Annotated in this window: 17 protein-coding genes; 10 read left to right on the top strand and 7 right to left on the bottom strand. The window is 42.6% G+C overall.

Annotation, left to right across the window (positions count from 1 at the left end; genetic code table 11):
- Positions 1 to 34 precede the first annotated feature (34 nt).
- The 3 genes from cueR to cysK form a co-directional block, all read right to left on the bottom strand.
- On the bottom strand, positions 35 to 442 hold the full coding sequence (gene cueR / locus ACNPNW_RS08035; protein WP_034436442.1) for a Cu(I)-responsive transcriptional regulator: 408 nt from the start codon (positions 440 to 442) through the stop codon (positions 35 to 37).
- The gene (locus tag ACNPNW_RS08030; protein ID WP_448766861.1) at positions 442 to 3141 is read right to left on the bottom strand and encodes a heavy metal translocating P-type ATPase; all 2700 of its coding nucleotides are present in this window, start codon (positions 3139 to 3141) and stop codon (positions 442 to 444) included. Before ACNPNW_RS08030 ends, cueR begins: the two co-directional genes overlap by 1 nt.
- 211 nt (positions 3142 to 3352) lie before the next feature.
- Positions 3353 to 4351 (bottom strand): cysteine synthase A, encoded by a 999-nt coding sequence (cysK, locus tag ACNPNW_RS08025; RefSeq protein ID WP_253148403.1) that lies wholly within the window; start codon positions 4349 to 4351, stop codon positions 3353 to 3355.
- A gap of 281 nt (positions 4352 to 4632) precedes the next feature.
- Here cysK and ACNPNW_RS08020 point away from each other — a divergent pair, with 281 nt between their 5' ends.
- From ACNPNW_RS08020 to ACNPNW_RS07975, 10 genes are all read left to right on the top strand, one after another.
- Positions 4633 to 4950, top strand: a complete 318-nt coding sequence (locus ACNPNW_RS08020; protein WP_004647061.1) for an ArsR/SmtB family transcription factor — start codon at positions 4633 to 4635, stop codon at positions 4948 to 4950.
- 214 nt (positions 4951 to 5164) lie between these two features.
- Positions 5165 to 6913 (top strand): SulP family inorganic anion transporter, encoded by a 1749-nt coding sequence (gene sulP, locus ACNPNW_RS08015; RefSeq protein WP_448766860.1) that lies wholly within the window; start codon positions 5165 to 5167, stop codon positions 6911 to 6913.
- A 327-nt stretch (positions 6914 to 7240) separates the two neighbouring features.
- A complete protein-coding gene (gene sstT / locus ACNPNW_RS08010) occupies positions 7241 to 8437 on the top strand; it encodes a serine/threonine transporter SstT (protein ID WP_004731137.1) in 1197 nt (398 codons plus the stop codon).
- Between the two features lie 42 nt (positions 8438 to 8479).
- Positions 8480 to 9145 carry a YoaK family protein gene (locus ACNPNW_RS08005; RefSeq protein ID WP_216986064.1) on the top strand — a complete coding sequence of 222 codons (666 nt, stop codon included), beginning with the start codon at positions 8480 to 8482 and terminating at the stop codon, positions 9143 to 9145.
- Positions 9146 to 9169: 24 nt separating this feature from the next.
- Positions 9170 to 9706: a DUF2058 domain-containing protein gene (locus tag ACNPNW_RS08000; RefSeq protein WP_216986065.1), complete on the top strand. Its 537-nt coding sequence runs from the start codon at positions 9170 to 9172 to the stop codon at positions 9704 to 9706.
- 166 nt (positions 9707 to 9872) lie between these two features.
- Positions 9873 to 11147 carry a mechanosensitive ion channel family protein gene (locus ACNPNW_RS07995; RefSeq protein WP_005266301.1) on the top strand — a complete coding sequence of 425 codons (1275 nt, stop codon included), beginning with the start codon at positions 9873 to 9875 and terminating at the stop codon, positions 11145 to 11147.
- Between the two features lie 226 nt (positions 11148 to 11373).
- A complete protein-coding gene (locus ACNPNW_RS07990; protein WP_004647067.1) occupies positions 11374 to 13227 on the top strand; it encodes an ABC transporter ATP-binding protein in 1854 nt (617 codons plus the stop codon).
- 449 nt (positions 13228 to 13676) lie between these two features.
- Positions 13677 to 14705 carry an AraC family transcriptional regulator gene (locus tag ACNPNW_RS07985; RefSeq protein ID WP_004280421.1) on the top strand — a complete coding sequence of 343 codons (1029 nt, stop codon included), beginning with the start codon at positions 13677 to 13679 and terminating at the stop codon, positions 14703 to 14705.
- Positions 14706 to 14787: 82 nt separating this feature from the next.
- Positions 14788 to 15162: a glycine cleavage system protein GcvH gene (gene gcvH / locus ACNPNW_RS07980; protein WP_004280423.1), complete on the top strand. Its 375-nt coding sequence runs from the start codon at positions 14788 to 14790 to the stop codon at positions 15160 to 15162.
- A 251-nt stretch (positions 15163 to 15413) separates the two neighbouring features.
- The gene (locus ACNPNW_RS07975) at positions 15414 to 16589 is read left to right on the top strand and encodes an MFS transporter (protein WP_262466476.1); all 1176 of its coding nucleotides are present in this window, start codon (positions 15414 to 15416) and stop codon (positions 16587 to 16589) included.
- Between the two features lie 75 nt (positions 16590 to 16664).
- Here ACNPNW_RS07975 and ACNPNW_RS07970 read toward each other — a convergent pair whose 3' ends face one another.
- The 4 genes from ACNPNW_RS07970 to ACNPNW_RS07955 all read right to left on the bottom strand — a co-directional run bounded on the left by ACNPNW_RS07970 (position 16665) and on the right by ACNPNW_RS07955 (position 21320).
- Positions 16665 to 17861 carry a PilT/PilU family type 4a pilus ATPase gene (locus tag ACNPNW_RS07970; RefSeq protein WP_448766859.1) on the bottom strand — a complete coding sequence of 399 codons (1197 nt, stop codon included), beginning with the start codon at positions 17859 to 17861 and terminating at the stop codon, positions 16665 to 16667.
- Between the two features lie 559 nt (positions 17862 to 18420).
- Complete coding sequence (locus ACNPNW_RS07965; protein ID WP_448766858.1) at positions 18421 to 19044, bottom strand: FG-GAP repeat domain-containing protein; 624 nt, start codon at positions 19042 to 19044, stop codon at positions 18421 to 18423.
- 176 nt (positions 19045 to 19220) lie between these two features.
- Entirely contained in the window at positions 19221 to 20270 is a 1050-nt protein-coding gene (locus ACNPNW_RS07960; RefSeq protein WP_262466725.1) for a 3-deoxy-7-phosphoheptulonate synthase, read from the bottom strand.
- Positions 20271 to 20789: 519 nt separating this feature from the next.
- On the bottom strand, positions 20790 to 21320 hold the full coding sequence (locus ACNPNW_RS07955; RefSeq protein ID WP_004280428.1) for a hypothetical protein: 531 nt from the start codon (positions 21318 to 21320) through the stop codon (positions 20790 to 20792).
- Between the last annotated feature and the right edge of the window lie 152 nt (positions 21321 to 21472).

Here is a 21472-nt window from a genome sequence, read left to right as displayed (position 1 = left end):
ATCGGTTTAAAAATTGATGTGAATACAGCGCATGTCAGTGCTGTTCAGTTCCGACACCCTGTTCAATCTGTTTTAAAATCTGGCAATCAGACTGTTCATTGCCGGCACACTGCTCAACCGATTGCTGTAAAATTAATAGCATATGCTGCATATCGGCAATTTTCTGTTGTAAAAACTGGATATGTTTTTGTGCCAGCTGTTTGACCTCACTACTTTGGCGTGAGCTGTTCAGCCACAGGCCGAGTAATTCTTTCATTTGCTCTGAAGAAAATCCCAGTTCACGTGCATGCTGGATAAAACTTAAGATTTTAATATCCGCATCACTATAAACCCGATAACCTGTATCACTGCGTTTCGGAGCCGGCAACAAACCAATGTCTTCATAATAACGAATCATTTTCGCAGAGATGCCAGAACGTTTTGCCGCCTGACCAATATTCATCATACTGACTCCTTAAACTGCACCGGTTGATAGGCTTTTAATCTCAAGGCATTGCTGACGACAAACACGGAGGACAACGCCATCGCACCTGCGGCAAACATTGGCGATAACAATATACCCCAAAATGGATAAAGCACACCCGCGGCAATCGGAATTAAGGCAATATTGTAGACAAAGGCCCAAAACAGGTTCTGTTTAATATTGCGCATGGTCGCCTGACTTAAACCAATGCCTGTAGCCACATGCTGTAAATTGCCTGACATCAACACCACATCGGCTGCTTCAATCGCGACATCGGTACCGGTTCCAATCGCCATACCGACATCGGCCTGGGCCAATGCCGGTGCATCATTGATTCCATCCCCAACAAAAGTGAGCACGCCGTATTGCTGCTGGAGTTGTCGTACTGCATTGACTTTTTCATGCGGCAAGACTTCGGCAATCACCTGATCGATTTTCAACTGTTTGGCGATCGCCTGTGCGGTATGCTGGTGATCCCCGGTAATCATCGCCACTTTAAGACCTTGGTCATGCAAGGCCTGAATCGCGCTATAAGTAGTTGGTTTAATCGGATCGGCTACTGCAATAATCGCAGCCAGTTTCTGATTAATCGCTACATATAAAGGACTACGACCCTGATCACCGAGCTTTTGTGCAGTGGCTCTAAACAGATCGACATTTAAGCCCAAGTCCTGCATCAGACGTTCTGCACCGATATGCAGCTGCTGACCAGCAACCTGTGCTTTTACCCCTGCACCAGTGATCGAATCAAAATCCGTCACGTCCATCAGTTCCAGCTCTTGCTCGCGAGCAGCCTGAACAATGGCGTGGGCAATCGGATGTTCTGACTTGGCCTCTACCGAAGCCACCAGCTGTAATACGGTCTGCTGATTAAAATCAGCGGTGACTTCAAAGTCGGTCAGCAATGGTTTTCCTTCAGTCAAGGTTCCAGTTTTATCCAGCGCGACGACTTTGGTTTGCTGCATTAACTGCAATGCTTCGCCCTTACGGAACAACACGCCCAGTTCTGCTGCACGGCCAGTTCCGACCATAATTGAAGTAGGAGTCGCCAGCCCCATCGCACATGGACAGGCAATAATCAGTACGGCGACCGCATTTACCAAGGCGTAGGTCAGATTCGGCTCAGGCCCAAACAGGAACCAGACCATAAAGGTCAAGGCCGCCAGTGCCATAACAGCCGGCACAAACCATAAAGTCACTTTATCGACCACCGCCTGAATTGGCAGTTTTGAGCCTTGCGCCTGTTCTACCATCTGAATAATCTGCGCCAGTACCGAATCTTGGCCGACCGCAGTAGCTTTGATTTGTAGGGTTCCATTCTGGTTTACCGTACCGCCGACAACCTGATCGCCAGCCTGTTTGGCCACAGGCAAAGGTTCACCGCTAATCATCGCTTCATCAATATAACTTTGCCCAGCAACCACTTCACCATCGACGGCGACTTTTTCACCCGGACGGATTTCAATCAGCATGCCTTGTTGTACATCGGCAATTGCCAGATCAACCCAGTGATCATTTTGTTGTACTCGGGCTGTTTTCGGTTGCAAGCCGATCAGATACTGAATCGCTTCTGAGGTTTTCCCTTTGGCTTTGGCTTCCAGATAGCGCCCCAGTAAAATCAGCGCGACAATGACGGCGGCCGCTTCAAAATACACATGCACGGTGGACTGCGGTAACAACTGCGGAAAAAAGGTCGCAATACAGGAAAAGCCATAGGCGGCAATGGTTCCAACGGCCACCAGCGAGTTCATATCCGGTGCCAGACGTAATAATGCAGGAATCCCATGCTGATAAAAACGCCGTCCCGGAATAATCAGTACCAAAGTGGTCAGCACAAACTGCAGATACCAGCTGTTCTGGGTTCCCAGCGTATGTGCAATAAAATGATGAAAAGCCGGAATCAGGTGTGAGCCCATTTCCAGAATAAATACAGGTGCTGTCAGAATGACGGCAAGCCATAAATCTCGTTTCAGTTGTGCCGTTTCATTGGCTTTCTTTTCCTGAAAAGCACCATGGCTATCTGCCGACATATCCGTAGCGGATTTTACTGTGGCCTGATAACCGGCTTTCTCCACGGCAGCAATCAAGGCCGGAATCTGGGAATGTGAGGCTTTCACCCAGGCAGTTTCGGTGGCCAGATTGACCTGTGCTTCGCTGAGACCTTCTACTTTCAATAAAGCTTTTTCAACCCGTGCCACACATGAAGCGCAAGTCATACCTTCAATCGTCAGTTCAATCCGGTTGCTCTGAATATCAAAACCGGCTTTTTGCACTGCCTGAGTTAGTTTAAACAATGGCACAGAATTGATCGCACTCACATGCGCCCTTTCAGTGGCCAGATTCACTTGTGCATCCAGTACGCCTTCCACTTTTTTTAGGGCTTTTTCTACGCGAGCCACACAGGATGCACAGGTCATGCCTTCAATATTTAAATCAAACTGTTGCGTCGGTACATCAAAACCGGATTTTTCAATTGCTTGAACCAGCGCAGCGGCAGCAATTGGCTGCTGGCTTTTAATAAAAGCTTTTTCAGTCGATAGATTGACAGATGCCTCGACCACGCCTTCAATTTTTTTCAAGGCTTTTTCTACCCGAGCTACACAGGAGGCGCAGGTCATACCGCCAATCTGCACCTGCTGTTCATATAACCGGTTGCTGTCTTGTTCTGCCATGCCCATCTCCACACCTCAACTCATTGTTGATGTTATAGCTTAAACATTCCCATCATGGTAAGGTCAAGTCCTTCATCTGACTATTTTAAAAATAATGCAGCGTCCTGCTGCGATTTAAAAATGCAGCGTCCTGCTGCGATTTAAAATCACCCAATAAAAAGCCCGAAGATGACTTCAGGCTTGTATGGCAGTATTTAAAATATAAAATGCATCAATGTTATTCGGCAGAAATATCTTCAAACAAGATCGAAGACAGGTAACGTTCACCACCGTCTGGCAAAATCACCACAATATTTTTACCGGCATTTTCAGGGCGAGCCGCCAATTGTGCCGCTGCTGCCATAGCCGCGCCACTTGAAATGCCGACCAGGATACCTTCCTGAGCTGCTGTTTTACGTGCCCATTCGACTGCATCTGCGCTATTAATGGCGATTACTTCATCAACGAGGTCTAGGTCCAGATTGCCCGGAATGAAGTTGGCACCAATCCCCTGAATTTTGTGTGGTCCAGGTGTAATGTCTTCACCGCGTTTGGCCTGACCAATAATTGCAGACTCAGCAGGTTCCACCGCCACTGAATATAAAGGCTTATTTTTTACCTTTTCAAAGTAGCGTGAAATACCGGTAATGGTTCCACCTGTTCCAACACCTGCGACCAGAATATCGACATTTCCCGCAGTCGCTTCCCAGATTTCTGGACCCGTGGTTTCTTCATGAATTTTAGGGTTAGCAGGATTTTCAAACTGTTGTGGTAGATAGTACAGTTCAGGATTTTCATTGACTAGACGTTGTGCTTCTTCAATCGCGCCTTTCATGCCTTTGGCCGGATCAGTCAGTACCAGATTGGCACCCAATGCTTTCACCACCTTACGGCGTTCAATACTCATGCTTGAAGGCATGGTCAAAGTAATGTCATAACCTTTGGCTGCCGCAACAAAAGCCAATGCAATACCGGTATTGCCGCTGGTTGGCTCGACAATATGCATACCGGATTTGAGTTTGCCAGATTTTTCAGCATCATTAATCAACGCTGCACCAATACGACACTTGACTGAAAATGCCGGATTACGGCTTTCAATTTTCGCAAGTACCGTGACCGGAGCGGAAATCACACGATTAATACGAACAAGCGGTGTATTTCCAATCGCGTCTGCATTATTACTATAAACCGCTATACCTAAATTATTCGGTGTTGGAAAAGCTGAATCTGTACTCATGATGATATCCCTGATGTTATTGGTTTAAGTCGCTTAAACATCATACAAGCATTTTTTTGCTTTGTAGATGTTTGATGAAACTTGCACTTCATTGCACGAATGTGAACTAAAATACTTTCTGCACTATGCAATAAATTTATCTTATCTATCAATATTTAAAATATAATTTTAATTGATAATTCAATTCATTAAAAACCATAAAACTTAACTGTTTTTAGCAAGGTATTACGGGCTAAGACCCGTATAATTAGCGGGCTGTAACTTTATAATGGACATATTGAATGAAAACCGATTTTGAAATCACGACTATGCGCGATTCAGCAGAACAGGTCGTCGGCATTTTAAAATCTCTGGCCAATACCGACCGTCTTCTCATTTTATGTCATCTGTCTCAAGCGGAACTGAATGTTTCAGAAATTGAGGAAATAACTGAGATTAAACAGCCGACTCTTTCCCAACAGCTCATGATGCTGCGTAAAAGCGATGTGGTAGATACCCGACGCGATGGCAAACAGATTTATTATTCAATTAAAGATCAAAATTTGATTGTGGTCTTAAATACCCTTTATCGATTGTATTGCGGCAATCCAGCTAAATAAAGAATCTTTCTTTTTTCAGTCATCAAGATGAATTTCTTTAAACTCTTATTGATGTCGTTTTAAATCATTAAGATCACGATCATAAGTTTTCGAATGATACGTGACTGACCCAGATGATTCATTTTAAACATGAATCATCAAGAAGCTAGATCAGCTAAGACTTCTTAGCAGAATTTGTGCATAATATATCTATATTTGTGATTTAGACCTTTTTATGCCAAATTCCAAGTCTAAACTTCTGCATAAACTGCCTGCCTGGGCATGGTTAAGCCCCTACACGCCGGTCAAATTTAAATCCGATGTGTTGGCTGCCCTGATTGTGGTGGCAATGCTGGTGCCTCAAGGGATGGCCTATGCCATGCTGGCAGGATTGCCGCCGATCATGGGTTTATATGCGAGCATCCTGCCGATGATCATTTATGCCCTGCTCGGTGGGAGTTCGACTTTATCGATTGGCCCCGTGGCCATCATTTCCATGATGACTTTTGCTACGCTCAATCCACTTTTTGAAGTCGGCTCACCGGTCTATATCGAAGCTGCGACCTTATTGGCACTGATGGTCGGGATTATTTCCCTGCTTTTGGGATTATTCCGTTTTGGTTTTCTGATCCAGTTGATCAGTCATCCCGTGATTCAAAGCTTTATTATTGCCTCTGCCTTATTGATTGCTTTTGGACAGTTAAAGTTTTTGGTCGATCTTCCCTTAAAAGCCAATAACATTCCGGAGTTCGCCAGCAGTCTGCTGCAATATTTCCCGCTACTGCACGTGCCGAGCCTGATTTTCGGCCTGCTCTCTATCGGTCTACTGATCTATCTGCCCAAGTTATTAAAATCTCAGGCTGTACAAAGCCGGATCGGCTCTACAGATTTTTTAGTCCGTGCGGTGCCCCTGATTCTGGTGTGTCTCGGCATTGCAGCAATTGTATTTCTGGATTTAAAGCTTCAGGGCATTAAAACCGTCGGTGCAATTCCGTCCGGTTTTCCACCCTTGTCTTTTCCACACTGGAACTGGGAACTGGTCATGACCTTATTACCGGGTGCCAGCATGATCGCCATGATCAGTTTTGTGGAGTCACTATCGATTGCTCAAGCGACGGCCTTGCAGCAACGCAGTCATTTAAACAGTAATCAGGAACTGATTGCGCTCGGTCTGGCCAATATCAGTGCAGGCGTGAGTTCAGCTTTTCCTGTGACGGGCAGCCTGTCGCGGACGGTGGTGAATGCCGATGCCGGTGCTAAATCACCTATGGCCGGTGTTTTATCCTCGATTCTGATTATTTTCGTGAGCCTGTTCTTTACCGGATTTTTTGAAGATCTGCCGCTGACCATTCTGGCCGCGACGATTATTGTTTCCATCTGGAAGCTGGTTAATTTTCAGCCATTTTTTGATGCCTGGCGCTATTCCAAGGCAGATGGCCTTGCCATGTGGATTACTTTTCTCGGCGTGGTCCTGATTGATATTTCCACTGGTTTGATTATTGGGATCGTTTCGACCTTTGTGCTGATGCTATGGCGAATCAGCCGGCCGCATATTGCGGTTGTCGGTCTGGTGGAAGGAACCCAGCATTTTCGCAATATTCAGCGTCATCAGGTCAGTACCTCCGATCGGGTGCTGTCACTGCGGATTGATGAGAATCTGACGTTTCTGAATGCCAATAGCTTTAAAGGTTATCTAATCAATGAGATCAGCCTGAATGACCAGCTACAACATGTGATTATCAACTGTTCCAGCATCAGTGCGATTGATCTGAGTGCCTTGGAAATGCTGGAAGATTTAAATACGGAACTGGCCAAACTGGATATTCGCCTGCATTTTGCCGAAGTCAAAGGTCCGGTCATGGACAAGCTGCAAGCTTCTAAATTGATGACGCATTTGAGCGGGCGCATTTATCTGACCCATTTTCAGGCGATTCAGGACCTTGCGCCAGAGATCTTTGAGCAGCATAAAGATTATACAATTTAAGACAGCAGATACTTGAACTTATGGCCGGAAATTCCAACCGGTCATAAGTTCTAACTTTTTAAATTTTCAAATATAATTTGAATTTATCTATTTAACTTTGATATTTATTTCATGAATACAATTTTAAAAGTGGTGATTTATTCATCATTTTAAGAAGTTTTTCTTCAATATAAGCAATGTTTTAAAGCAATTAATTTTAGAATAAATCAATAATATCAATATCTTGGTTTTTATATGAAAATATATTTTAAGCCTTGTTTAAATTAAGTATAAAATAGCGCAACTTTTTCCCAAATTTAGCCCTCGTAATTTTCACAAGGCAACCTTATGTTTTCTGCCCTTATGCGCATGAGCTTAGTCTCTCGAATCATCATCGCCATTATTTTAGGTGTGGGTGTGGCTGTGGTATTTCCCGAAGCTACTCCCTCATTAAGCCTATTGGGCGACCTGTTTATTAAAGCCTTGAAGTCTGTTGCACCGATTCTGGTTTTCATTTTAGTGTTAGCTTCTATCGCGAATTTTAAAGTGGGCCAATCCAACGCCGCCATCAAGCCGATTATGCTGATGTATGCGGTCGGTATGTTCCTTGCTGCACTGAGCGCTGTGGTGTCGAGCATCTTATTTCCAAGTACGCTGTTCCTGGATATTGCTGCACAAGCTGACTTGCAGCCACCGGGTAGTCTGGTGGAAATTCTGAAGAATTTGCTGCTCAGCTTTGTCGCCAACCCAGTTGTTGCAATTGCTGAAGCAAACTTTATTGGCATCCTGGCTTGGTCAGTGGCATTAGGCATCGCTTTCCGTCATGCATCGGATAGCACCAAGACGCTTTTGAATGATGCAGCCTTTGCAGTGAACTATGTGATTCGTTTAGTGATCAGCTTTGCACCTTTGGGTATTTTTGGTCTGGTTGCAGTGACTTTTGCTGAATCTGGTCTGGATACGCTGACCAGTTACGTACATTTACTTGCTGTGTTGCTCGGAACGATGGTTTTCGTTGCACTGGTAATTAATCCGCTTCTGGTTGCCTTAATGACACGCAACAACCCGTATCCACTGGTATTCACTTGCTTGCGCGAAAGTGGCATTACCGCTTTCTTTACCCGTAGTTCGGCAGCCAATATTCCAGTCAATCTGGACTTGGCAAAACGTCTGGGCGTCAAGGAATCAACTTCAAGTATCGCAATTCCTTTGGGTGCTACGATCAACATGGCAGGTGCTTCTGTGACCATTACTGTATTGTCATTGGCGGCTGTAAATACTTTGGGGATTAGCGTCGATTTCAGCACTATGCTCATTCTTTCTGTGGTGGCAACCGTTTCGGCATGTGGCGCTTCAGGTGTTGCAGGCGGTTCATTACTATTGATTCCAGTTGCATGTGGCCTGTTTGGTATTTCTTCGGATATCGCCATGCAAGTGGTCGCCATTGGTATGGTCATCAGCGTATTGCAGGATTCTACTGAAACCGCGCTAAACTCATCGACTGATGTTTTATTTACTGCAGCAGTAGACCGCGCATCAAATTGATTTTATATTGATTAATCAATATGTTTAGCCAATGATGTTGTTATGCCATTACAGCGTTTACCTACCTGGGTACAATTAGGGGCGTTTTTTCTTGCGGTCAATGCCGGCATGATTAACGTCTTGGGTCTGGTGACGGTACTGCACCAGTCTGTTTCACATATGACCGGCAATGTCAGCATGCTGGCTATGGCCCTGCTGAACTGGCAACCAGAACAGATGTTGTATCTCTTTTTGGTCACACTCTGCTATGTCATTGGTTCATCCTATAGCGGGCTCATTCTTGGAAATAGTCACTTTCGCCTGGGGCAGCTTTATGGTTACCCTTTAAGCCTGGTGGCTATTTTTATTTTGATCTGCTGGTTATTATTGCCCTATTTCCCGCGCTACGCCTTGTTATGGGCCTGTGTTGCCATGGGTGTGCAAAATGCCATGGTTAGCCACTATAAAGGTGCCATCATTCGCACCACGCATTTATCTGGCGTACTGACCGACCTCGGCTTGGCAATGGGTTACCGTTTGCGCGGTTTAGAGGTAGAATCACGGCGCGTGGTTCTGCATCTGCTTATTTTGCTCGGTTTTTTAAGCGGTGGCATTCTTGCCAGCTGGCTATATCCTTATTTAAAATTAAATGCATTCCTGATCCCGGCAGTACTGAGTCTGGTTCTCAGTCTCATCTATTGGGTGATTTATTTACGTTATCGACATTAACACGACTAATATCTGGACATTCTCATGGTTAAAAATGCATTGCAGGCACAATTGTTAAAGGCAGGATTGGTCGATAATAAAAAAGCCAAAAAACTGTCTAAACAGGCTGTGCATGAAAAACGCACCGGTGACAGCACTGAGGCTCAAATCAAGGCCAAGATTGAACAAGACAAACAGCAAAAAATGGCCAAAGACCAGGCCATTGAGCAAGAGAAAAAAGCCCAGTTGCAGGAAAAAGAGCTGAAAGCTGCAATTATGCAAATGATCAATCAGCACAAAATCCGTGATACTGATGGCGATGCGGTGTATCAGTTTATTGATGACAGTAAAATCAAGAAAGTCTATTTAAATCAGCAAATCTATAATGCGCTGGTGGCAGGCAGTCTGGTGATTGCCCGTGAAAATGACAGCTATGCTTTCTTGCCTAAAGCTCTGGCAGATCGTATCAATGCGAAAATGCAGGGCTTTATTATTGTGAATAATTCAGAGAAAAATGAAGAAACCACTGATGAAGAAGATCCGTATGCAGCTTATGTAATTCCTGATGATTTGATGTGGTAAGCATCGCGATATCATCAATGAAATATCGAAAATCAGAAACCGGCGAATTCGCCGGTTTTTTCATTTTTATGCACTTTTATTGAATGATTCTGACCAATAGATATGTTTTAAAAAGTTATCCAATATTAAAAAATCTGATCCAAACCTATAAACTTGATCTAAATTTTTGATTGAAGAGAAAGATCGTTTGGAACAGTTTAATTTTATTCGGAATATTCAAGAATGGGCAAATCAGTACCCATGGCTGGAAATGCTATCTTCACTGAGTATTGTGATTTTACTGGCGATTCTTGCCAATCTATTTGCCAAACAGATTGTGGTACGCGGAATACGTCAACTGATTTCCAGAATGCCTTTTGCCAATAATCAGATTTTTGCTGAGCATAGCGTGATTCGCCGGATTGCCAATATTGTTCCGGCAGTGGTGATCATGAACGGGATTACCACAGTACCGCATTTATCTGACAAGGTTGAGTCCTTTGTGCAAATGGGGGCACAGGCTTTTATTTTCCTGACGATTGCCCTGGCTCTTGGTGAATTACTGAATATTTTTAACCTGGTCTATCAGCGTAATCCCAAGTCACGTAACAAACCGATTAAAGGTTATTTGCAGCTGGTCAAGCTGATTATCTTTATTGTCTGTGGCCTGATGATTCTCGGCACTTTCCTGAAGAAGGATGTCTTTACCTTGCTGGCTGGCTTCGGTGCCATGGCCGCGGTGTTGATGCTGGTCTTTCAAAATACCATTTTGTCGCTGGTGGCGTCGGTTCAGATTTCATCCTATGACATGGTGCGTATTGGCGACTGGATCGAAATGCCCTCGCTGAACGCGGATGGCGATGTCATTGATATGTCATTACATACCATTACGGTACAGAACTTTGATAAAACAGTGACCACGATTCCGACCAATAAACTGGTGACGGATACCTTTAAAAACTGGCGTGGTATGCAGGAAGCCGGTGCGCGCCGGATCAAGCGCTCGATTCATATTGATCAAAGCAGCGTACATTTTATGTCGGCTGAAGAACAGAATAAGCTGAAAAATTTTATTTTGCTGGATCAATACTTAAATACCAAATCAGAGGAACTGGAACAATTTAACCTGCAACTGAGCCATCATTCGCAATATAACCAGCGCCGTCTTACCAATTTAGGAACCTTTCGTGCTTATGTAGAGTTTTATCTGCAACAGCATTCGGGCATTAGTAAAAATCATTCCCTGATGGTGCGCCAATTGCAGCCAACCAGTGAGGGTTTACCGCTAGAGATTTATGCCTTTACCAATACCACCGCCTGGGTGGAGTATGAAAATATCCAGTCGGATATCATGGATCATCTGCTGGCGATTATTCCGGAATTTGGTTTAAAAGTGTATCAAGCGCCTTCAGGTCTTGATTTAAAGGAAGCATTTACTCAACCGTCTTCTATTATTACTTAAACACAAGTCATCCAATCTCAAGCCTGAGGTGCTGCTGCATTTCAGGCTTTTTTATTTCCTCATCTATTTAAAACCTGACTGGCATAAATTTGGCTTTAGTTTAATTTTTATAATCCAAGTTTTAATTGAGTGAATCATTTTGTGGCAATTTCACCCAATTACGGGCTTAAAAAAACAGAATCCTTTATAATTCCCGAAAAGCAAAATGCATGATAAGAGTACGATAATGTTTCGATGGCTTGAAAGACTGGTTGACCCCTATCCCACCAAAAATCTGAACCAACCTTTACCGACCAAGTTTTTTCCATTTGTCTGGCAGGCAGCCTATGGAGTCCGCCGTTATTTGCTGATTCTGGTACTGTGTACTGCCGGTGCTGCCAGCTTCGAAGCTTTTCTGTATTCAAAAATTGGTGAGCTGGTGAACTGGCTCAGTAAAAGCCAGCCCGATACTTTTCTGGAACAGCATGCTAGCAATTTAACCTTACTGAGTATTGTTCTTCTGGCCAATATTTTTTTCGCTAGCGCCCAATCCCTAATTAAGCATCAGATTTTGTATAGCAATTTCCCGATGCGTTTACGCTGGCGCTTTCATAATCTGCTCATGAAACAAAGCCTGGATTTTTTCCACAATGATTTTGCCGGACGATTATCGGCCAAAGTTATGCAAACCGCTCTGGCAGTACGCGAATTCTGGGTCATTCTGGGTGACATGCTGGCTTATGTGCTGATTTATTTCATCACCATCAATATTGTTTTGGGTGCAATTTCACCTTTGCTGATCATTCCATTGATGGTCTGGCTAGCCTTGTTTATCTGTGCAGCGTGTTACTTCATTCCGCGTTTGAGCAAAATTTCCAATGCCCAGGCGGATGCCCGTGCCGTCATGACCGGGCGTATTACGGATGCCTATACCAATATTCAGACCGTGAAGCTGTTTGCTCATGCCGGCCGTGAAAGTCAGTATGCCAAGACCTCAATGCAGGAATTTATGGTAACGGTATATAAACAGATGCGTCTGGGTGCCCAATACGAAATCAGTATTTTACTGCTGAGTGTAGTGTTATATGGCGGCGTACTGGGTACCGCGATCTGGCTGTGGATGGAAGGTCAAGCCGAGCTAGGCATTATTGCCGCAACTACGGCAATGGTACTGAAACTGAACAGTATCGCCGAATTTATGATGTGGCAGACCTCAGCCCTGTTTGAAAATGTCGGTACCATTCAGGATGGTATGAAAACGTTAGGCCGCAAAATTGCCATTGAAGATAAACCGGGTGCCAAAGAGCTACAGCTCAATCACGGTGAAATTAAATTCGAAAATGTCAGCTTTGCCTATAATGATAAAAACGTGATTGATCAGTTTAATCTGACCATTCGCCCAGGTGAAAAAATTGGTATTGTCGGCCGTTCAGGTGCAGGGAAATCTACCCTGATTCAACTGTTGCTGCATTTTTATCATATTAACCAGGGTCGTATCTTGATTGATGGTCAGGATATTGACGATGTGACTCAGGACAGTTTGCGCAAGAATATTGCATTAGTGACTCAAGATACTTCACTGCTACATCGCACTGTCGCGGAAAACATTAAATATGGTCGTCCAGATGCGACTGATGAAGAAATGTTTGAAGCTGTGCGTAAAGCCAAAGCAGAAGAATTTATTCCTAATCTGACGGATTTGCGTGGCAAAAAAGGCTATGAAGCCTATGTCGGTGAACGTGGCGTGAAACTTTCCGGCGGACAGCGTCAGCGAATTGCAATTGCACGTGTATTCCTGAAAGATGCGCCGATTCTGATTCTGGATGAAGCGACCAGTGCGCTGGATTCTGAAGTCGAAGCAGCAATTCAAAACAGTCTGGACGACTTGATGCAAGGTAAAACCGTGATTGCAATTGCGCATCGCCTGTCTACCATTGCCCAGATGGATCGTCTGATTGTACTGGATCAAGGTCGAATCGCCGAGCAAGGCACGCATGATGAACTGGTGGCATTAAATGGCATCTATGCCCAACTTTGGCAGCGTCAAACTGGTGGCATGCTGATTCAGCAACAGGTCAAAGCATCAAAAGATCATGAATAATATGATCTGTAGAAGATTTCAAAACTTCTGATCATTTGCTCGTCCTTAATATTGAACAGGTCTGGAAAAAGGAAAACTTTGCCAGACCTCTCTTTTTAAAATTTTCTCTACAGATGAACAGCAAGTTGCCATCTATCTGGTATTTTAATGAAATGACATAACTCTCTAGTTCTGAAAGCTCTCTGAAGAAGTCCTATTCAATGCTTAAGCAATTTCCTTGTCCTTAGTCAGCCAATGCAGAGATGTGTCCGGTTCAATAAAATAATTTTAATTTCATCAATAAAATTATGTGGTTTAAATTGATTTTAATGCTGAATTTAGACTAATCTGCCAGTGGCAGAGTCACAATCGCCAAAATTTTGTCCAACAATTTTAATGAAAAATTTGGCGGCTTCATGCCAATATCTATTTATAAATAAAAAAATTTGAATGAGTGCAACGGATCGCGCATGAAAACAATTGCTCCACGCCAAGACCAAGGAATTCCAGGTGTTTACGGTCTCCTGCTTCTCGATGTCATTTCCCGCTGGGGTTATAACAATGAATCGCTTTTCCAACCTTTTAGCCTGACCAGTGAACAGTTGGCAGATCCTGATTTTCGTATTCCAACCCCTGTCGCCAACGAACTGGTCAAATATGCCCTGAAACTGACCGGAGAGCCGACCTTGGGTTATCATCTCGGCACACAGATGCGGATCTCGATTCATGGCTTTATTGGCTATGCGATTATGACGGCGAATAATATTACCGATGCGCTGGTACTGGCGAATCGATTTATTCAACTTCGTTTACCCTTCCTGCAACTGTTTTTCTCGACTTTTGGTGCTAAAGCCACGGTACAGCTGCAAACCGATATTCAGCTTGAACCGCTGCGCACCGAAATTTCCATTGCCTTGATGATTGGTCTGATCAGTATGGCCAAAGCCATTACAGGCGTTACCGATGCCACGGGAGAAATCGACTTCGATTTTAAGAAGCCGGAAGGTTTTGAACGCTTTATGGCGAAGTTTCCAACGCATCAGTTCCGTTTTGAACAACCGCATTTAATTCTGAGCTTTGATAAAAGTTACCTGATGAATAAGCTGGTGCACGCCGATCCGATTGCCAGCCAGATTGCGATTAACCAGTGTGAAACGGAACTTTCTGCCTTGGGCGAACGGCATCGGATTGCGATGCGCGTCCGAGATATCTTGACCCATGCCGAGCAGCATTATCTGAGTATTGAAAGTGTGGCAGATCGCTTACACATGTCTGACCGCACCTTAAAACGTCAACTCGCCGCCGAAGGCACCTCCTTTTCTACCCTAGTCGATGAAGTTCGTTACCGGCATGCCACCTCATTATTGTCCCGGACAGATTTCACTCTGGAACAGATTGCCGATGAACTGGGTTATAGTGATGTCGCCAATTTTAGCCGGGCGTTTAAACGCTGGAGTGGCCGCAGCCCGAGCAACTGGCGCAAAGATCCTTATTTATAAAGCAGCATAAGCCTTTTGTTTTTCTTAAAAAGAATGTATAAAACATGTCAAAAATGATCTTAAGATTTTTAAGGAGTTATCAATGAATCATCCTGCAGAATTAAAGTACGCAAGTACACATGAATGGGTCCGCATTGAGGGTGATCTTGTTGTGACCGGTATTTCCGACCATGCACAGGATGCGTTAGGCGATTTGGTCTATGTCGAAGCACCAGATCTTGATTCACATATCACTGCGGGCGAACAAGCTGGCGTGGTTGAATCAGTAAAAACAGCTTCTGATATTCATGCGCCGGTGTCTGGTGTGGTAGTTGAAATCAATCCTGATCTTGAAGATGATCCTGATTTCATTAATGACGACCCATATGGCAAAGGCTGGATTTATAAAATCAAGCCAGACAATATGGCAGATGTCGAAAAGCTGCTTTCCAATACAGAATATGAAGCTGGCCTCTAAACTGGTCTAAGATTCAGATAATCAGCCTCCGGGCTGATTTTTTTATTAAAGATTAATCGTTGTATTTCCCAGTTCAAATTAAATTTCATGCATTTATCATGAAATATCATTGTATTTTTCACTTATTTTTCACTTATTTTTCCTAAAGTCTTGCTCATATCCATTTCGCTCCTGAATAGGTCGCGCTTATTTATAACAATAATTTCCCATGCTGAGCCCAGCGTCTTACAGCATATCATTTTAGGAAAATCATGAACGCCAATGCAGCGCCATTATGGACCAAGTCATTTGTGCTTTGTCTGGCCAACAACCTGTTTTTATTTATTTTCTATTTTGCGCAAACCACAATTTTGCCGATTTATATCTTAAAAGAATTAGGCGGCAACCTGACCCAGGCGGGGCTGGCCATGACTTTGTTTATGGTCTCTGCCATTGCAGTGCGACCTTTTAGCGGTTTAATTATCGAAAAATTTGGGGTACGTAGAACCCTGATTATTTCAGAAGTGTTTTTTAGCCTGTTTTCACTTACTTATCTGCTGGCAGATCAGCTCACGATTCTGTTTATCATCCGTTTCTTCCAGGGCATCTGGTTCAGTATATTGACTACAGTTTGCGTGCCTGTGGTGAACCAATTTATTCCGGAGCAGCGTAAAGGCGAAGGCATGGGCTATTTTGTCATGTCGGTAAATCTGGGGATTGTCTTGGGTCCTTTAATTGGTCTGAGCCTGATGGAATACTGGTCTTATTTTCAGGTCAGTACGCTATTGATCGCCTTAGTTTTTATCGGATTTGCCTTCTGCTTTTTAATTCCGGTAAAAGAGCCTGAAAAAATCATCAAAAACACTAACAAGAAAACCTCGCTTGAGCTGACAGATTTTGTGGAAAAGAAAGTGCTGCCTGTCGCGGTACTGGCTATGCTGATTTCTTTTTCTTATGCCAGCATCATGTCTTTTATTGCACCATATGCAGCCAGCAAGGATTTAATGGCCTATGCCGGCTTATTTTTTGTGATTTTCGCCATTTCCATGATGAGCCTCCGTCCGATCACCGGGAAAATTTATGATCGTAAAGGTCCACAATATGTGATTTATCCGGCGTTGCTGGCCTTTAGTCTGGGCCTGTTTTTACTTAGCCAGATTCAGACCTTATGGGGATTCATGCTGGCTGCGGTCATGGTTGGCGTGGGTTTTGGTAGTGTACAACCATGTATTCAAACCTTGGCGATTCAGGGTGCACCCAAGCATCGAATTGGCTATGCAACTTCAACTTTTTATACTTTTTATGATCTGGGGATTGCCATTGGTTCACTGCTGATTGGTGCCATCATTGCAGCTTACAGTTATCAGTTTGCTTTTATGCTATGCGGTATTTTAACCTTAAGCAGTATTATTTATTTTAAGCTGGTGGTGCAACGTAAAACCGTCTAGTTTTATGGATTGAATAATAAATAAGATAAATAAAAACAGGCAGAAAATTCTGCCTGTGATGTTTTGAGTAAATATTTATTCTGACACCGAAGTATTCTCTGCTTCTTTTTCTTCCGCTTTTGGATCTTGCATCATGGTGAATTGGGTTGCCTCTGTGGCTACGGTAGTGTCCTGGCGGTTACTTTTCAGCTTGATCTGCAAACGTAATTCATTGGTAGAATCAGCATTACGCAAAGCTTCTTCATAGGAAATGGCGCCTTGGTTATACAGGTCAAATAAGGCCTGGTCAAAAGTCTGCATGCCCAGTTCACGCGATTTCGCCATAATTGCTTTCAGCTCATGGAATTCACCTTTCAGAATCAAGTCTGAAATAAGTGGTGTATTCAACATGATTTCAATCGCTGCCCGACGGCCTTTACCATCTTGAGTACGAATCAGACGCTGTGAAATAATTGCCTTCATATTGGATGACAAATCCATTAATAACTGATTCCGGCGTTCTTCCGGAAAGAAGTTAATAATTCGGTCCAAAGTCTGATTGGCATTGTTGGAGTGCAGTGTTCCCAAACTCAAATGACCAGTTTCCGCAAAGGCAATCGCATGTTCCATAGTTTCAGTATCGCGAATTTCCCCGATCAGAATCACATCTGGTGCCTGACGCAAGGTATTTTTCAGCGCGTTGTGCCAGGAATGGCAGTCCACTCCGACTTCACGATGAGTAATCATGGATTTTTTATGCTTGTGCACATATTCAACCGGGTCTTCTACGGTAATGATATGCCCGGCCGAATTTTCATTACGGTAGTCAATCATCGCCGCGAGTGAAGTTGATTTACCTGAACCCGTTCCACCGACCACCAGCACCAGTCCGCGTTTTTCCATAATCACATGTTTCAGCGATTCCGGTAATTTCAGTTTCTGGAAGTTTGGAATTTCTGCAGTAATGGTACGAATTACCATGCCGACATTGAGTTGTTGCTGGAACACATTGACCCGGAAACGGGAAACACCTGGCACGGTGATGGTAAAATTGCACTCGAGTTCAGTTTCAAATTCTTTACGCTGTTTATCATTCATCAAGCTGTAGGCAAACAGCTTGGTTTTTTCAGCCGTGAGTTCCTGCTGTCCAAAAGGTTTCATTAAGCCCTGATGTTTAATACTAGGTGGAAAATCAGCCGTAATAAATAAATCTGAACCGCCATATTCCACCACCTTAGTCAGCATGTGATGCATGAATTTTTTTGCTTCGTCCAACAATTCTGCCGTGAACATCTTTTCCCCCGGAAATGCACAACGGCACAAATCTCAATCTTAGATTTATGTCAAAATATTTTGATTTCATTGTGCAGCGTTTTTTTTAAAGCCTCAAACATATTTGATTTATAAAGAAAATATTTTAAATTTTTTATGTGATTTACTTCAATAAAAATGAAATTAACCTGCAATATATACGCTTTTTTAAAGCAACTCTGCTCAAAAAGAAGATTGTCATTTAAATGGTAAAATTCTATCAGACGAATCATAATTTGTCCTTTACGACATATAGAGTGTTATTTTTTTCCTTATGATTACCAACTCCTCTATTTTTTATGTACCAATTTCGGTTCTACCACATGCACTAATGAATTATGAAAAATAGAACAATGTTTATGAAAATTGAACAGAATCAATCGTGGAACTTTGTTCAAATAATAGGTGTGGAACTTCATAAATTATTAAAAAAGCTAAATTCAGCTGAGTTAGGCTTTCCAATACGGTATAACCTAATAATTTATATGAAATAAAAAACTGAGTTTCGCATAAGGTGTATTATGTTAATTTTAGAAAAACTTTAATATATATTTAATTTATATATCCTCAACTTAACTAAAATTCTCTTTTCAAACGCTTCTAATCTTGATGTCATTTCTTCTTCTGTATACAGCTCTAAACGTGATATTTCTTTAATTTTTTTATCTACAAATTTGAAAATCACTCTATCTCTAAAACCTAAGACATAGGGTTTATCTGCCTTAATAGAATTATCATTTGTTATAATTTCTAGCATCCCATCATTATCTATATCAGTGAATATGTATCCAGCAGTCGTGCTAACAACTACTGTATCCATTAATTGAAGTGTGGGTTCATCTGGATCTTTTATATAATTATATATTTCTAATTTACAGCTATATGGTCCTGCACCTGATTGTATGAAAATTTCATCCTCTCCATCATTATCTATATCAAACTTAGATAAAACATAGGGTTCATTAACTCTATTCTGAAAGTCATATAGCTCTATTACTTTATTTTCATTTGGTGAGCTAAGAATAGCTAAAATCTCTATAGGCTGAGAAGCTAGTTTGTTAAGAATACTAGAAAATTTTTCATCGCTTTTTTTACCTGAAAGATAAGCATAACCAATTGATACTAAACCTATAATCCAACCTGTTACCGTTAAAAAATCATTCATAAATTCATCTTATAGAAATAGTAGAGATGGCTATTCATATTATAAAATCGTTCTAATCATTATTTTTATTTTCAAATGCTCTGATTAGCTACTTTAAGCATTTAAGTAAATGCCGCTGATCAGCCTCATCGGATTCTGTCTTTCCCCAATCAATTGAGGAAAGACATCATTCAGTTTTAAGCACTACGCTTCAAACCTTCAAGTCGTAGTGAGTCAGTCATATTTAACAACATCTGTTCGGTTTTAGCCCAGCCCAGACAGCCATCAGTAACAGACTGGCCATACTGCATCTGCTCAGAAATTTTCTGGTTACCATCCAGTAAATGACTTTCCAACATTACACCTCGTACATTGGTTTTCAGTCTTTCAGCCACAATAGTATGTAAAACCTGTGGCTGTAAGAGTGGATTTTTTGCGCTATTGCCGTGACTGCAATCAATCACCAATGCCGGTAAGTCGATCTGATGTTTGGCCCGGATTTTCTCAATTTCTGCCAGTTGATAATTTGGTCCACTATTCGAGCCCCGTAATATCAAATGTGCTTTCGGATTACCTTGCGAGTGTAAAATGCATGGTAAACCAGACTGGCTCATCCCCAGGAATTGATGTGGATGAGAGGCAGACTGAATGGCATCCAGAGCAATCTGGATCGAACCATCAGTACCATTTTTGAAACCAATGCTATATGGCATATGACTTGAGATTTCACGGTGAATTTGTGATTCGCTGGTACGTGCTCCAATCGCACCCCAAGCTAGTAAGTCATCGAAATAAGCAGTTGCCATCGGGCTGAGGATTTCAGAGGCAATCGGCAGACCCATTTCAATGATTTTGAGGTATAAGTCACGGGATTTTTCCAAGCCCAATTGCATATTGGATGAACCATCCAGATTTGGATCGTAAAGGAAACCTTTCCAGCCTACCGTAGTCCGTGGTTTTTCGATATAAGCACGCATCACCAGGAAAATCTGATCAGATAGCTGTGACTGAAGCTGTTTTAATTTTTCTGCATAGTCTAGCGCGGAAGCTTCATCATGAATGGAACATGGGCCTGTGACCACCATCAAACGATGATCCTTGCCTTCTAATATATTTTGAATGGTTTGACGATGTTCAGCGACTTGGCTGGCCAATTGCGGAGACAATGGCAATTGCTGCTTAAGCTGCTGGGGTAAAATTAAAATGCTTTCAGCATGATGTTGTTGTGATGTGTTTGGGGTATTCATGACTTTAATCCTGGGACTGGCAATCAGTCCAAACTTTTATTTGAGCGTTATGGGTCTAATCGAAAGTGTTGTGAGTGTCATTAGCTGACTAAAATAAGACCAATAAAAGTTGTTAAAGTATGAATAGTTAAAGTTTGTCATGGCTGTCTCCAAAATATTGTAAAATGAAAGGCATAAAAAAACCTGATCAGGGTTGCCGATCAGGTATAAACTGGTGGGCAACCTTTTCATTGCCCAAACGCGTTCAGGCAATTAGCTAAACTGCCAGAAATAAAAATATGCGTTTGAAATGATAGGTTGCTTTAACATGTTATGTCTTTCATAAAATGTGATTCTGAAATTAAAATACGCGCTCTGTGATCATTTGACAAGCATTAAATATAAAAAAATATTTATTAACTTTTCTACTTTTATTTATTAATTCATCAAACCGTGAGATGTATCACTAAAATTGGTAAAACCCACAAACCTATTGCAGATTTTACCAAAGAAACTTCAGTTTAATCCAAAGATTAAAAATTAACGTGAAACACGATTCCAGGCATCACGCACTGCAAATTTAGCCTGTTCCCAGTTTAAACGTGATTCGCCTTTCATTTGTTCCCATTTCAGTCTCAAATCAGGTTCTACATCTTCAAAACGGGTATGAGCATCATAGCTGCCACGGTTTTCATAACCGACTCGATAGGCCGTATCATAATCACGGTCATAATCCAGATCGCTATAGGTGGTACGTGCATCTGAATAGTATGGCGTATTGATCGAATTATCACGCCAGTAAGCCTGTTCTTCTGTTGGATTTATAGCTTCACCAACACCTTTACCTGCCAGACCACCAACAACAGCACCAACTACACCACCGACAGCGACACCCACTGGACCGCCTGCAGCACCAATGGCTGCACCAGCTGCTGCGCCACCTGCAGCACCGACACCTGTACCCACAGGATGTGCGCCAGGCTCACCAGTAATTGGATCGGCATTTAAATCATCGCGGACATCTTTAGGCGCATTCTTAATTACATCACGATCAAAATTATCATTCGACATAAAACTTATCCTTATTCTTTAAAATGGTTTTATCACGTATTTTCATACGTCCTATTTAATATAAGCATCTGGCATGTAATGACATTAGCAGGCGTGTGTTGTTTCAGTGACTCTCTGTGAGGCTTTCATGCACTAATGTATCCTGAATCAAG

The organism is Acinetobacter endophylla, from assembly GCF_053543775.1.
The sequence above is the reverse complement of the archived record's forward strand: the minus strand, read 5'-3'. Positions and strand labels throughout refer to the sequence as shown.

Coding starts and splice junctions, on each gene's coding strand:
- cueR (WP_034436442.1), bottom strand. CDS start 442: ATGAATATTGGTCAGGCGGCAAAACGTTCTGGCATCTCTGCGAAAATG.
- ACNPNW_RS08030 (WP_448766861.1), bottom strand. CDS start 3,141: ATGGGCATGGCAGAACAAGACAGCAACCGGTTATATGAACAGCAGGTG.
- cysK (WP_253148403.1), bottom strand. CDS start 4,351: ATGAGTACAGATTCAGCTTTTCCAACACCGAATAATTTAGGTATAGCG.
- ACNPNW_RS08020 (WP_004647061.1), top strand. CDS start 4,633: ATGAAAACCGATTTTGAAATCACGACTATGCGCGATTCAGCAGAACAG.
- sulP (WP_448766860.1), top strand. CDS start 5,165: ATGCCAAATTCCAAGTCTAAACTTCTGCATAAACTGCCTGCCTGGGCA.
- sstT (WP_004731137.1), top strand. CDS start 7,241: ATGTTTTCTGCCCTTATGCGCATGAGCTTAGTCTCTCGAATCATCATC.
- ACNPNW_RS08005 (WP_216986064.1), top strand. CDS start 8,480: ATGCCATTACAGCGTTTACCTACCTGGGTACAATTAGGGGCGTTTTTT.
- ACNPNW_RS08000 (WP_216986065.1), top strand. CDS start 9,170: ATGGTTAAAAATGCATTGCAGGCACAATTGTTAAAGGCAGGATTGGTC.
- ACNPNW_RS07990 (WP_004647067.1), top strand. CDS start 11,374: ATGTTTCGATGGCTTGAAAGACTGGTTGACCCCTATCCCACCAAAAAT.
- ACNPNW_RS07985 (WP_004280421.1), top strand. CDS start 13,677: ATGAAAACAATTGCTCCACGCCAAGACCAAGGAATTCCAGGTGTTTAC.
- gcvH (WP_004280423.1), top strand. CDS start 14,788: ATGAATCATCCTGCAGAATTAAAGTACGCAAGTACACATGAATGGGTC.
- ACNPNW_RS07975 (WP_262466476.1), top strand. CDS start 15,414: ATGAACGCCAATGCAGCGCCATTATGGACCAAGTCATTTGTGCTTTGT.
- ACNPNW_RS07970 (WP_448766859.1), bottom strand. CDS start 17,861: ATGTTCACGGCAGAATTGTTGGACGAAGCAAAAAAATTCATGCATCAC.
- ACNPNW_RS07965 (WP_448766858.1), bottom strand. CDS start 19,044: ATGAATGATTTTTTAACGGTAACAGGTTGGATTATAGGTTTAGTATCA.
- ACNPNW_RS07960 (WP_262466725.1), bottom strand. CDS start 20,270: ATGAATACCCCAAACACATCACAACAACATCATGCTGAAAGCATTTTA.
- ACNPNW_RS07955 (WP_004280428.1), bottom strand. CDS start 21,320: ATGTCGAATGATAATTTTGATCGTGATGTAATTAAGAATGCGCCTAAA.